Raw genomic sequence first — 12,203 nt, forward strand, 5'->3', positions numbered from 1 at the left:
GACAGGAGCGCAGCATGCGCATGACGGGCAACACCATCCTGATCACCGGCGGCGGCTCCGGCATCGGCCGCGCCCTGGCCGAAAGCTTCCATCGGCTCGGCAACCAGGTGATCGTGTCGGGCCGGCGGCTCGCCGCGCTGGAGGAGGTCACGGCCGCCAACCCCGGCATGGCGGCGCTGGAACTCGACGTCGCCGACCCGGCCGACGTCGCGCGCTTCGCGGCCGAACTCGTGCGGCGCCACCCCGAGCTCGACGCGGTGATCCATAACGCCGGCATCATGAAGCCGGAGGACGCGACGGCTGACGACTGGGGCGCGGGCGTCGCCGAGGCCACGGTGGCCACAAACCTGCTCGGGCCCATCCGGCTCACGGCGGCGCTGCTGCCCCATCTGCGCTCGCGCCCGCGCTCGGCCATCCTGACGATGTCGTCGGGCCTCGCCTTCGTGCCCCTGGCCGCGACGCCGGCCTACAGCGCCACCAAGGCGGCGATCCATTCCTGGTCGATGGCGCTGCGCCGCCAGTTGAAGGGCACCACCACGGAGGTGATCGAGATCGCCCCACCCTACGTGCAGACCGAACTCATGGGCGCCCAACAGGCCGCGGACCCGCGCGCCATGCCGCTCGACGCTTTCATCTCCGAAGTGATGACGATCCTGACCGAGCGCCCGGACGCCGAGGAGGTCATCGTGGAGCGCTGCCGCCCGCTGCGCTTCGCCGCCGAGGAAGGCCGCCTGGCGACGATGTTCGACACCGTCAACGCGATGCACTGAACCCGTGAAGCGTCGTGCGGCGGCGGGCGCGGCCCCCTGACGTGTGCGCGGCCATGGACGGCCCGGCGCTCAATCCGCCGTGCGGCGCTTCGGGCCGTCGTTGGGGTCGAGCTTGAGGTCGTCCTCGTCCTCGGCCTCCACGGTGGCGCAGAAGCCGGCGTTCCATTCGCGGCGCCTGGCCGAGCCCGCCGCGTAGGGGTTGTCGTGGACCGAACGGCCGTCGAGGCGCGCGTCCATCCCCTCCTGGAAACAGTCGTCGAGCGGCTTCGGATCGGTCGGGTGCATGGCGCGCGCTTCCGGATCGTCGTTCATCGGCCGGGCCGTCATATCACCATCCGGGATGGAAACCCGCGACGCGCGGAGATATTTTCGGGATCTCACCCAAATGGGTGAGGCGGGCCGCCGCGGTCCGGGTCTAGCCTCGGGATCGCGGCGGTCGGGCGCCCCGTTCTTCGGCAGAAGCGGCATATTTCAAGCTTCGACCACCCTTTCAGGCCCGGCCGCCGCGCCCGTTCGGGGACTGCACTCCGTCGTCTTGACCTCGTCGCCTTTCCCCACCATTGAGTGCGGCATGACGATCAGCGGAGACCTGCCTCCCATGTCCGAGGCTTCCTCGACCATCCCCGACGGCCGCGCCGGCCCGGCGCCGCGGCGGCGGACGGTGGCGGTGAAGGTCGGCCACGTGACGGTGGGCGGCGGCGCGCCGGTGGTGGTCCAGTCCATGACCAACACCGACACGGCCGACATCGACGGCACCGTGCGGCAGGTCGCGGCCCTGGCCCGCGCCGGCTCCGAGATCGTCCGCATCACGGTGGACCGGGACGAGGCCGCCGCGGCGGTGCCGAAGATCCGCGAGCGGCTCGACCGCATCGGCTGCGACGTGCCCCTCGTCGGCGACTTCCACTACATCGGCCACAAGCTGCTGGCGGACCACCCCGCCTGCGCCGAGGCGCTGGCAAAGTACCGCATCAACCCCGGCAACGTCGGCTTCAAGGACAAGAAGGACAGGCAGTTCTCGGCCATCGTCGAGACCGCCATCCGCTACGGCAAGGCGGTCCGCATCGGCGCCAACTGGGGCTCGCTCGACGGCGAGCTGCTGACCAGCCTGATGGACCAGAACGCCCGCTCGCCGAACCCGGTCGAGGCGCGAGCCGTGACGCGCGAGGCCATGGTGCGCTCCGCGCTCTACTCGGCCGAGCGCGCCGAGGAGATCGGCCTCGCCAAGGACCGCATCATCCTGTCCGCCAAGGTGTCGGCCGTGCAGGACCTCATCGCCGTCTACCAGACGTTGGCGTCGCGTTCCGACTACGCCATTCACCTCGGCCTGACCGAGGCCGGCATGGGCTCGAAGGGCATCGTCGCCTCCTCGGCGGCGCTCGGCATCCTGCTCCAGGACGGCATCGGCGACACGATCCGCGTGTCGCTGACCCCGGAGCCGGGCGGCGACCGCACGCTGGAGGTCAAGGTCGCGCAGGAGATCCTGCAGACCATGGGGTTCCGCACCTTCGTGCCGCTCGTGGCCGCCTGCCCGGGCTGCGGCCGCACGACGTCGACCACCTTCCAGGAGCTGGCCCGCGACATCCAGGGCTACATCGTCCACTCGATGCCGGAGTGGAAGACCAAGTTCCCCGGCGTCGAGAACCTCAACGTCGCCGTGATGGGCTGCATCGTCAACGGTCCGGGCGAGTCCAAGCACGCCGACATCGGCATCTCGCTGCCCGGCACCGGCGAAACCCCGGCCGCCCCCGTGTTCATCGACGGGCAGAAGGCCATGACGCTGCGCGGCGCCAACATCGCGGCCGAGTTCAAGCAGCTCGTCGACGACTACATCGTCAACCGCTACGGCGCGGGAAAGCGCGACGCGGCGGAGTGAGGCTTCGAGCCGAGGCTCCCTCCCCCGCTCATCTTCGTGCGCGGGGATGAGCGGCGGGCGGAGGTCGAGACGGCTTGCGACCGCCTTTCCATGCCGATGAGGGCTGGACGTCCCACCCCGGCGCGCTAAGATCGATCCCGGAGGAGAAACGTTCCCCGGTGGGGCGTCCGGACTTCAAATCCGGGAAGGGCTGCGAGCCGGTTCTTGGTGGGTTCGACCCCCACTCTCTTCCGCCACTCCTGCTCGAACATCGGGCAGCGCCTCGCTTCCCGTCCACCCTCCGTCGCACTATCTCCCTCATGTCAGGGAGCATGAGGGGCGGAGCTGTCAAGATGCCAGCGCGGACGTTTCGAGACCCCTCCGTCGGCCGTGTGGCCGTGCGCCGTCGAAGGCCCGGTTCGGGGGCGACGCCGCGCCGATGAGGACCGCGCTCTCGCCCGCCGCCGCGGCCGCCCTGGTGCCGGACGGCGCCACCGTGATGATCGGCGGCTTCATGGGGGTCGGCACGCCCCACCGCACGATCGCGGCGCTGGTGGAGCGCGGCGCGCGCGGGCTCACGATCATCGCCAACGACACGGCGCGCCCCGGCGTCGGCATCGGCCGCTTGATCGGCGCCGGCTGCGTCGCGCGCGTGGTCGCGTCCCACATCGGCACCAACCCCGAAACGCAGAAGGGCATGATCGCGGGGACGATCGCGGTCGACCTCGTGCCGCAGGGCACGCTCGCCGAGCGCATCCGGGCCGGCGGCTCGGGGCTGGGCGGCGTGCTGACCGCCACCGGCCTCGGCACGCCCGCGGCCGAGGGGCGGCAGGTCGTCGAGGTCGACGGGCTCCCATACCTGATCGAGCCGGCGCTGCGGGCGGAGTTCGCGCTGGTGGCGGCGCGCAGCGCCGACTACGCCGGCAACCTCGTCTACTCGCTCACGGCGCGGAACTTCAACCCGCTGATGGCCATGGCGGCCGACACGGTGATCGCGGAAGCGAACGAGATCGTCCCGCTCGGCGTGCTGACGCCGGACATGATCCACACGCCCGGCGTGGTGATCGACCACCTGCTCGAACGGCCGCAGCTCGTCTGAGGGATGACAGCCATGGATGCGAGGGAGCTCATCGCCCGCCGCGTGGCGCGCGAGCTGCGCGACAACACGCTGGTGAACCTCGGCATCGGCCTGCCGACCGAGGTGGCGCGCTTCGTGCCGGACGGCCTGCGCGTTTATTTCCAGTCCGAGAACGGCATCATCGGCTTCGGGGCGCGCCCGCCCGAGGGCATGGAGGACGTGCACCTCACCGACGCGGGCGGCGCCTTCGTCTCCGCGCTGCCGGGCGCCGTCTCCTTCGATTCCGCGATGTCCTTCGCGCTGATCCGCGGCGGCCACCTCGACATGACGGTGCTGGGCGGCCTCCAGATCGACCGGCGCGGCCGGCTCGCCAACTGGATGGTGCCCGGCAAGCTCGTGCCCGGCATGGGCGGCGCCATGGACCTCGTGGCGGGCGCCCGCCGGGTCATCGTGGCGATGAACCACACCCAGAAGGGCGAGCCCAAGATCGTGGCCGAGCTGACCCTGCCGCCGACCGCGGCCCGGCCCGTGACGCTGATCGTCACCGACATGGCCGTGATCGAGCCGACGCCGGACGGGCTGGCTCTGCGCGAGACGGCGCCGGGCGTGACGGTGGACGAGGTGCGGGCCGCGACGGGCGCGCCGCTGATCGTGGGCGAAGTGGCGGAGATGGGAGTGTAAGGCCGCGCCTTGGCGCCAAGCATCAAACATTCCGTCTCCGGCAAGACGTCAATGACGGAGTATTCTTTCTCCTGAATCAAACAAGCCGCAGCCATGATCGCCCACGCGACATATACTCTGTGAGTGAGACTATCATCTGTAATGGACCCAAAAATGATAATTCGTCACTAGAGCTGTTTCCGTCCGGTTTGAGTCGTGCGGTGTAGCGGGTTCGGCCGGGTTGTGATTCGGTGAGGGCAACCTTTGCGGGATGCCCCTGATGCCGAGAGCCCTGTCTGTGGACCTACGCGAGCGTGTTCTGGCCGCTGTCGAGGCGGGCTCCTCCTGCCGCCAGGCGGCCGAGCGTTTCGGTGTCGGGATCGCGACGGCGATCCGCTGGCAAGCCCGCTTCCGGGCCGAGGGCGTGGTCGCGGCCAAGCCGATGGGCGGAGACCAGCGCTCCCGCAACATCGAGGCCCACGCGGAGATGATCCTGCAGGCGTGCGAGGCGGAGCCGCAGGCGTACCTGCGCGAGCTGCGTGAAAGCTTGCGCGAGAAGGGTGTCAGCACCAGCACGAGCGGGCTGCACCGCTTCTTCGCGCGCCACAAGATCAGCCGTAAAAAAGGGATCTGCACGCCGCCGAGCAAAGCCGTCCCGACGTGATGAAGGCGCGCGAGGACTGGTTCGAGGGTCAACTCGACGTGGACCCCGAGCGGGTCGTCTTTCTCGATGAGACAGCGGCGGCCACCAACATGACCCGCCGCCATGGCCGGGCCAGGCGTGGCGAGCGCTGCCGCATCGCGGTGCCGCACGGGCACTACAAGACCACCACGGTCACGGCGGCCCTGCGGGGAAGCGGTCCCTTTGCGATCGAACTGATGGACGGCGCCACAAACGGGGCTCGGTTTCTGGCCAACGTCACCGACGTCCTCATCCCGGCCCTCGAGCCCGGCGACACGGTCGTGATGGACAACCTGAGTGCTCACAAGGTGAAAGGCGTGCGGGAGGCCATCGAAACAGCGGGGGCTCGCTTGCTCTACCTTCCGGCATACAGCCCTGACTTCAATCCTATCGAGAACGCCTTCGCCAAGCTGAAGGCCTTGCTTCGCACGGCGGCGGCCCGCACCGTCACGGATCTGCGCGTCGCCATCCGGGAAGCCTTCACCCGCTTCACTCCTGACGAGTGCCGCAACTACCTCGCCGCGGCTGGCTACGATGCCTACGACCCAACCTGATCGGAAATAGCTCTAGACTTCTCAGAATGCACCCAAAGCACAATCAAATATTCACAGATCACGATATTCCAGATAAGTCACACCTGATCAAATTCAAAGCCAAAACAATACCATGGGAAAAGTTGATAAAAGCAATAAAAAACATTAAGGATTAGAAAACAGCAACAGTAGCTAGGTCTGCCTCATGCCGTTCCGCCGTCTTCGCGATGAGGGCGCGCATGAACGCAGGGCCGTCCACGCCTTCGCCCCGGTCGAGCGAGGCGAACCCCTCCGTGACGGCAGACCGCAGGGAGGCCACACGCTCGAGATAGGCTTCCAGGGCTCGGGTGACGACCTCCTGCTCGGACGCGAAGGCACCAGCGGCGACCTGCTCGCGCGCGAAAGCCTCGAAGACGGGAGGAACGACGGCCTGCATCGAGACATCATACCGATTGCAGCGCTGTCGCCAAGATCTCGGATCGAAGCCTCTCACCCCTCAGGTACGTTCCGCTCCAGCTCCTCCAGCCACATCCGCGCGTTGCCGTCGGAGGGCGCCCGCCAGTCGCCGCGCGGCGACAGGGCGCCGCCCGCCGACACCTTCGGCCCGTTCGGCAGCGCCGAGCGCTTGAACTGGCTGAAGCCGAAGAAGCGCTGCACGAACACCCGCAGCCACTTGCGGATGTGGGCGAGGTCGTGCGCCCGCCGCCGGTCCGCCGGAAAGCCCTCCGGCCAATGGCCGTCCGCGACGTCCCCCCAGGCCATCAGGCTCAGGAAGGCGATCTTGGACGGCTTGAAGCCGTAGCGCAGCGTGTAGAACAGGTTGAAGTCCTGCAGCTCGTAGGGGCCGACGCGCTCCTCCGTGCTCTGCGGCTTCGACCCCGCCTCGACCGGCACCAGCTCGGGCGAGATCTCCGTGTCGAGGATCGACAGCAGCGTCGCGTCCGCGTCGCCGCTGAGCTGGCGGCTCGACACGACCCAGCGGATCAGGTGCTGGATCAGCGTCTTCGGCACGCCGGCGTTGACGTTGTAGTGGCTCATCTGGTCGCCGACCCCGTAGGTGCACCAGCCGAGCGCGAGCTCGGACAGGTCGCCGGTGCCGAGCACGATGGCGTTCTGGTGGTTGGCGAGGCGGAACAGGTAGTCGGTGCGCAACCCCGCCTGCACGTTCTCGAAGGTGACGTCGTATTGCGCCCGCCCCTCGGCGTAGGGGTGGCCGAGGTCGCGCAGCATCTGCTCCGCCGCCGGGCGGATGTCGAGCTCGTGCGCGGTGACGCCGAGCGCCGCCATCAGGCGATGCGCGTTGCTCCTCGTGTCGTCGCCCGTGGCGAAGCCCGGCATCGTGTAGGCCAGGATGTTGGTGCGCGGCAGGCCGAGCAGGTCGAAGGCCTTGGCGGCGACGATCAGCGCGTGGGTCGAGTCGAGCCCGCCCGACACGCCGACCGTGATGTGCTCCACGCCGATGGCCTTAAGCCGCTGCTTCAGCCCGGCGACCTGGATGTTGTAGGCCTCGTAGCAGTCCTGCTCCAGCAGCGCCCGGTCGGACGGCACGAAGGGGAAGCGCTCCACCCGGCGCCGGAATCCGACGTCCGCATCCGGGGCCCCGAGGCGGAACGGCACGGTGCGGAATGTGCCCGCGCCGGCCCGCGCGTTGTCGTCGAAGGAGCCGGTCGAGATCCGCTCCTGGCGCAGCAGGTCGAGGTCGACGTCGGCCATTGTCGCCTGCCCGGCGGCGGCGAAGCGCTCGCCTTCCGCGAGCAGCACGCCGCTCTCGTAGACCACGGTCTGGCCGTCCCAGCTGAGGTCGGTCGTGGACTCGCCCGCCCCGGCCGCCGCGTAGACGTAGGCGCAGAGGCAGCGCGCCGAGGTGGCTTGGCACAGGAGGTTGCGGCTCCGCGCGCGGCCGACCGTGATGGGGCTGCCGCTGAGGTTGGCGATCACGGTGGCGCCGCCGAGCGCCAGCGCGCCCGAGGGCGGCGCCGGCACCCACAGGTCCTCGCACACCTCGACGCCGAGCACGAAGCCCGGCACGTCCCCGGCCGCGAACAGGAGGTCGGTGCCGAAGGGCGCCTCCGCGCCGCCTGCGCGGATCGTTTCGCCGCGGAGGCCGGCGCCGGCGGCGAAGTGGCGCTTCTCGTAGAACTCGCGGTAGTTCGGCAGGAAGCTCTTCGGCACCACGCCCAGCACCGCGCCGCGGTGGATCACCACGGCCGAGTTGTAGAGCCGGTGGCGGTGGCGCAGCGGCGCACCGACCACCAGCACGGGCAGGAGGTCGCGCGAGCCCGCCACGATCGCGTCGAGCGCCGCCCCGACGGCCTCGTGCAGCGCGTCCTGCAGGAACAGGTCCTCCAGCGCGTAGCCCGACACGGAGAGTTCGGGGAAGACCGCGAGGCCGACGCCGTCCCGGTCGCAGTCGCGGGCGATGGCGAGGATCGAGGCGGCGTTGCTGGCCGGCTCCGCGATGGCGGTCAGGGCCGTGCAGGCCGCGACGCGCAGGAAGCCGTGCGTGTAGATCGATCGGAAATCCATGGCGCCCTCGCGGCCCGGCGACGCCGCGCCGGTCACCCGTCGTGAGTGCGCCCCGTGCTCTACGGGGTCAAGACGCTTGGGCCGGCCGGCCGGCGCCGCGGCACCGGCCGGTTCCGGCGACCGGAACGCGGGGCTTCGACCGCCTCAGCCCTTCACGCCCTTCGCGTTGGTGAGTTCGGAGCCGCCGGTGGCGCGGCTGGCACCGAGCGCGGGATCCCTGACCGGGCCGCCTTCGGGCAGGTCGCCGCCGTCGCGGTCGCCCTCGGCGCCGCCGAGGCTGAATCCGGGCCGCTCCTCGGAGCCTTCGGACGGGCGCTCAGCCGCCTCCGGGTCGGGCTTCTCCACCGGGACCTTCGGTTCGTCGGACGATGCCATGTCGGTTCCTCCCCTCTCGATGCTCCGGGCAACGTCGGGCCGCGGCGGGCTGTTCCGGCCGGCCCCGCGGCCGGCGAGGAACTCACCTTCGCGTCCACGCGTCTCCCCCTCGACTTCCGCGCGAACCCGAGACGACGATGCGCCGCCTTTCGACCCTGATCCTGTTCGCCCTCGCGTCGGCGGCCGTCCTGCCGGGCACCGCCTCGGCCGACGTCCTGGTCACGATCGACAAGGCGACGCAGCGCATGAACGTCGCGGTCGACGGGCAGGACCGCTATTCCTGGCCGGTGTCCACCGGCGTCCCCGGCCATGACACGCCGAGCGGCTCCTACACGCCGTTCCGGATGGACCGCGACCACTTCTCGAAGGAATGGGACGACGCGCCCATGCCCAACTCGATCTTCTTCACCGAGATGGGCCACGCGATCCACGGCACGGGCCACGTGGCGGCGCTCGGCCGTCCCGCCTCGCACGGCTGCGTGCGGCTGTCGCGCGCCCATTCGGCGGAGCTGTTCGCGCTGGTCAAGGCCGAGGGGATGGGCCACACGCGCGTGGTGGTCGAGGGCGACGACGGGTCCGTGGCGGAGCCGGCCGAGACCGCGATGGCGGCGCCGCGCTACGGTCGCGCCCGCTATGACCGGGTGGACGACGGAGCCGGCGGCTACTACGCCGACGACGGCAACTGGGTCGACGCATCGCGCCGCCACCGCCCGGCCCGCCTCCGAAGCGCCGCGCCGCCGCCGGACGACGGCTACGACGACAGCTACGGCGCCTACTGAAGGCCCGAAGCCGCCAGCTCCAGCACCCGCCGGGACCCCTCCTCCGCGTCTTCGACCGCGATGGCCGCCATGTCGTCGCCCGCGCGCAGCACCCAGCCGGCCGCGCGCCCGGCGGGCTCGACGCGGGCCGCCTGATCGGGGAAGTGCGCCCGGAGCCCCAGCGTCGGGATGCCGGCCGCCGCCGCAATATGCATGAGCCCGGAATCGTTGCTGACCGCCAGCGCGCAGCGCGCGAGGCAGGCCGACACCTCCGGAAGCGACAGCGCGCCGACGAGGTCGACGGCGTCCGGCAGCGCCCGGAGCAGCGGCGCCGCGCCCTCGCGCTCGCGCGCGCCCGGCCCGCCGAACACCGCCGCGCGCGCGCCGGGCAGCGCGCCGGACGCCAGGCGCCGGAACAGCGCCGCGAAGCGCTCGGCGGGCCACATCTTCGGCGTCCAGCTCGCCGTGGGGCAGAGCGCCACGACCGGCGCGCCGTCCCCGAGCAGCGCCGCGGCCCGCGCCCGCTCGGCGGCGCCCGTCCAGACCACCGGCAGCGGCGCGGGGTCGAGCCCGAGCAGGGCCGCGTGCTGCTCGAACAGGCGCAGCCCCGGCATCGGCCGGCGCATGAAGCGCTGCCGCGCCAGCACGGCGTAGGGCAGGCCCGAGCCCTTGAGGTCGACCGCGAGGTCCCAGCGCGTCCGCACCACCTCGGCCCAGAGCTTGAGCCAGTGGGCGTGGTCCTGCCGCTTGCGCACCGCGATCAGGCGGTGGAGGCCCGGCATGTGGGTGAACAGGGCGGCGGCCTCGGGGGAGGCCGCCACGGTGACGCGGGCGCCGGGGCGGGCCGCGACGAGGCGGTCGAGCGCGCCCGAGGCCATCACGGCGTCGCCGATCATGCGCGGCGCCACGAACAGGATCTTCTCCGACAAACCCGCCCCTCTGCTCGACCGCTGCGGTTCTATCCCCTCGCGTCCGCGCCGGGAACCGGCTCGTCCCCGGCCGAGCGCCAGGCCGCGATGGGCAGCGGCCGGGCGTCGGGGCGCATGCGCCACAGGTCGCACAGCCGGTGCAGCCCTTCGCGCAGGCGCTCCAGCGCCAGCGCGTCGGCGGTGCGGGCGTGGCCGGTGTCGCCGACGAGGCCGCGCAGGCTCGCGACCGGCCGCCCGGCCACCACCACGCCCTCGACGTAGGGCATCAACCGCGGGCCGACCGCTTCCGCGGCGCGGCGGAGTTCGTCGCGATGGCGCTGCACGGCCTCGCCCGCGGGGGCGGGCCCGCCCCCGCCGCCGTCGACGCTGGGGCGGGCAAGGTCCACCGCCGACAGGCCGTCGAGGCGCCCCCCGTGCCAGTGCCGGCGCAGCCGGTCCTCGGCGTGCCACAGCGTCTCGTTGGCGGCGATGTCGAGCCGGTCGAGCAGGTTGCGGCTGCGCAGGGCGTCGAAGGGGTCGCCGATGCGCCGCACGCCGGAAGCGTCGACCCGCGCCTCCCCGCCCTCGCGCGCCCGGGCGAGGCGCTGCGGCGTCGCGTCCTCGTGGCCCCGCGGCACCTGCCCCCCCGCGAGCGTCACCGCATCCCGTCTGCGTCTCGGCATCATCAGCTCCTCCGGAAGGCGGCGTCGGGCGTCGGCCCGGCGGGCGGCGCCTCGGGCCGGGGTTCGACGCCGAGGCGCCGCAGGGCCGACCGCCCTTCCGCCAGGCTCGACACGGTGGCGTGGGGGATGCGCATGGCCCGGCAGCGGTCGGCCAGCGCGATCGACTCGGGGTCCGGCCGGTCGGGGTCGCGGTCGATCCGCAGCACGGCCACTTGGCCGCGGGGCAGCAGCAGCGCCAGCGTGCGGCCGCCGGCGGCGTCGGCCCGCGCCGGGTCCGATACGCCGGGCGGGGTGGGGACGGGCCACACCTCCGGGAGCCGGCCGGCCAGGAAGCTGCGCAGTTCCGCCTCCACCCGCGCGGGGTCGGGGAACCGCCGCTCGTCGAGGCCGAAGCTGCCCCGGCGGCGCGGCGCCCTCTCGACGCGCGGCGCCGTCACGCCCGGCCTCCGCGGCGGGACGCGCCCGCGCGGGCGAGGCGGGCGTGGACGGCGCAGTAGCTTCCGCGGAGCCGCCGCGCCGCGCCGCAGAAGGCGAAGCCCGCGTCGGCCGGCTCGCCCAGCGGCCAGCGGCATCCGCGCGGCCCGAGCGCCGCCACGGCGGCGGCGGCGGGCGGGAAATGGGGGAAGGGCGCGAAGGCGCGTTCCCCGGCCAGGACCGGCGGTGACACCACGTCGAACATCCGATGTCGTGAGGGGGGATTTCCGGCTGCGAGGCTGGACGACTCGCCGGCCGTAAGCGTAATGTGCCCGTAACGGGCACAGGTGTCAAGGCGTGTGCCCATCATGGGTGGATAAGTGGAGATCTGCCGTGGCCAACAATCTGCGGATGCTGAGGGACGGCCGCGGCTGGACGCAGGGCGAGGCGGCGGCCGCGCTCGGCACCACCCGCAACCAGTACGCGAAGCTGGAGGGCGGCAGTCGCCGCCTGTCCGACAAGTGGATCAAGCTCGCCAGCGACGCCTACGGGGTCGACCCCGGCGAGGTGGTGACGGAACGCGCCGGCACCGTCCCGGTGGTGGGCTACGTCGGCGCCGGCACCGCGATGCACTTCTATGCGGAGGGACAGGGTCCGCTCGACGAGGTGCCGGCGCCCGAGGACGCCACGCCGCTGACCGTGGCGGCGGAGATCCGCGGCGACAGCCTCGGGCCGATCTTCGCGGGCTGGCGCGTCTTCTACGACGACCGCCGCGAGGCCGTGACGGACGACCTGATCGGGCGGCTCTGCATCGCCGGGCTGGCGGACGGCCGCGTGCTGGTCAAGAAGGTGCTGCGCGGGCGGGCCGAGGGCCGCTTCGACCTCCACGGCCAGTTCGGCGAGCCGGTGCTCGACGCCGAGGTGCTGTGGGCCGCCAAGGTGACCGGCTTGACGCCGGCGTGAC

The 12,203-nt window shown here is 71.9% G+C and carries 15 protein-coding genes and 1 tRNA gene; 8 read left to right on the forward strand and 8 right to left on the reverse strand.

The genetic code is table 11. From position 1 onward, the window contains the following. The first annotated feature begins 14 nt into the window (after positions 1 to 14). Positions 15 to 770 carry an SDR family oxidoreductase gene (locus tag L7N97_RS08580; RefSeq protein WP_237477896.1) on the forward strand — a complete coding sequence of 252 codons (756 nt, stop codon included), beginning with the start codon at positions 15 to 17 and terminating at the stop codon, positions 768 to 770. Positions 771 to 839: 69 nt separating this feature from the next. Here the strand turns inward: L7N97_RS08580 and L7N97_RS08585 are convergent, their stop codons facing one another. Next, positions 840 to 1,097 carry a hypothetical protein gene (locus L7N97_RS08585; RefSeq protein ID WP_237477897.1) on the reverse strand — a complete coding sequence of 86 codons (258 nt, stop codon included), beginning with the start codon at positions 1,095 to 1,097 and terminating at the stop codon, positions 840 to 842. Between the two features lie 271 nt (positions 1,098 to 1,368). On the opposite strand from L7N97_RS08585, the gene ispG reads away from it, so the two are divergent. From ispG to L7N97_RS08610, 5 genes are all read left to right on the forward strand, one after another. After that, a complete protein-coding gene (gene ispG, locus L7N97_RS08590; protein ID WP_237477898.1) occupies positions 1,369 to 2,643 on the forward strand; it encodes a flavodoxin-dependent (E)-4-hydroxy-3-methylbut-2-enyl-diphosphate synthase in 1,275 nt (424 codons plus the stop codon). Positions 2,644 to 2,782: 139 nt separating this feature from the next. Beyond that, positions 2,783 to 2,879 (forward strand) — tRNA-Sec (locus tag L7N97_RS08595). A 182-nt stretch (positions 2,880 to 3,061) separates the two neighbouring features. Beyond that, complete coding sequence (locus L7N97_RS08600) at positions 3,062 to 3,721, forward strand: CoA transferase subunit A (RefSeq protein WP_237477899.1); 660 nt, start codon at positions 3,062 to 3,064, stop codon at positions 3,719 to 3,721. 12 nt (positions 3,722 to 3,733) lie between these two features. Continuing rightward, entirely contained in the window at positions 3,734 to 4,381 is a 648-nt protein-coding gene (locus L7N97_RS08605) for a 3-oxoacid CoA-transferase subunit B (RefSeq protein WP_237477900.1), read from the forward strand. 259 nt (positions 4,382 to 4,640) lie between these two features. Beyond that, positions 4,641 to 5,596 (forward strand): IS630 family transposase gene (locus L7N97_RS08610; protein ID WP_237477901.1). Its coding sequence is split into 2 segments (ribosomal slippage): positions 4,641 to 4,980 and positions 4,980 to 5,596, totalling 957 coding nucleotides; the frame shifts between segments, so codons are not numbered across the junction. A 151-nt stretch (positions 5,597 to 5,747) separates the two neighbouring features. Here L7N97_RS08610 and L7N97_RS08615 read toward each other — a convergent pair. The 3 genes from L7N97_RS08615 to L7N97_RS08625 form a co-directional block, all read right to left on the reverse strand. Continuing rightward, entirely contained in the window at positions 5,748 to 6,011 is a 264-nt protein-coding gene (locus L7N97_RS08615; RefSeq protein ID WP_237477902.1) for a ribbon-helix-helix domain-containing protein, read from the reverse strand. Between the two features lie 53 nt (positions 6,012 to 6,064). Further along, on the reverse strand, positions 6,065 to 8,101 hold the full coding sequence (locus tag L7N97_RS08620; protein ID WP_237477903.1) for an NAD(+) synthase: 2,037 nt from the start codon (positions 8,099 to 8,101) through the stop codon (positions 6,065 to 6,067). Between the two features lie 144 nt (positions 8,102 to 8,245). After that, positions 8,246 to 8,476 carry a hypothetical protein gene (locus tag L7N97_RS08625; protein ID WP_237477904.1) on the reverse strand — a complete coding sequence of 77 codons (231 nt, stop codon included), beginning with the start codon at positions 8,474 to 8,476 and terminating at the stop codon, positions 8,246 to 8,248. A gap of 137 nt (positions 8,477 to 8,613) precedes the next feature. Here L7N97_RS08625 and L7N97_RS08630 point away from each other — a divergent pair, with 137 nt between their 5' ends. Then, entirely contained in the window at positions 8,614 to 9,255 is a 642-nt protein-coding gene (locus L7N97_RS08630; protein WP_237477905.1) for a L,D-transpeptidase, read from the forward strand. On the opposite strand, the gene L7N97_RS08635 is transcribed toward L7N97_RS08630, so the two are convergent. Genes L7N97_RS08635 through L7N97_RS08650 form a run of 4 tightly spaced genes read right to left on the reverse strand, consistent with a single transcriptional unit; the run spans position 9,249 to position 11,495 of the window. Continuing rightward, positions 9,249 to 10,163 carry a glycosyltransferase family 9 protein gene (locus L7N97_RS08635; RefSeq protein WP_237477906.1) on the reverse strand — a complete coding sequence of 305 codons (915 nt, stop codon included), beginning with the start codon at positions 10,161 to 10,163 and terminating at the stop codon, positions 9,249 to 9,251. The two genes, L7N97_RS08630 and L7N97_RS08635, sit on opposite strands and share 7 nt — an antisense overlap. Before the next feature lie 29 nt (positions 10,164 to 10,192). Further along, positions 10,193 to 10,825 carry a hypothetical protein gene (locus tag L7N97_RS08640; protein ID WP_237477907.1) on the reverse strand — a complete coding sequence of 211 codons (633 nt, stop codon included), beginning with the start codon at positions 10,823 to 10,825 and terminating at the stop codon, positions 10,193 to 10,195. 2 nt (positions 10,826 to 10,827) lie between these two features. After that, complete coding sequence (locus tag L7N97_RS08645) at positions 10,828 to 11,262, reverse strand: hypothetical protein (protein ID WP_237477908.1); 435 nt, start codon at positions 11,260 to 11,262, stop codon at positions 10,828 to 10,830. Then, on the reverse strand, positions 11,259 to 11,495 hold the full coding sequence (locus L7N97_RS08650) for a GcrA family cell cycle regulator (protein WP_237477909.1): 237 nt from the start codon (positions 11,493 to 11,495) through the stop codon (positions 11,259 to 11,261). Before L7N97_RS08650 ends, L7N97_RS08645 begins: the two co-directional genes overlap by 4 nt. Before the next feature lie 137 nt (positions 11,496 to 11,632). On the opposite strand from L7N97_RS08650, the gene L7N97_RS08655 reads away from it, so the two are divergent. Beyond that, entirely contained in the window at positions 11,633 to 12,202 is a 570-nt protein-coding gene (locus tag L7N97_RS08655; protein ID WP_237477910.1) for a helix-turn-helix domain-containing protein, read from the forward strand. The last annotated feature ends 1 nt before the right edge of the window (position 12,203 follow it).

The organism is Lichenibacterium dinghuense (assembly GCF_021730615.1).
GTDB classification, from domain to species: domain Bacteria; phylum Pseudomonadota; class Alphaproteobacteria; order Rhizobiales; family Beijerinckiaceae; genus Lichenihabitans; species Lichenihabitans dinghuensis.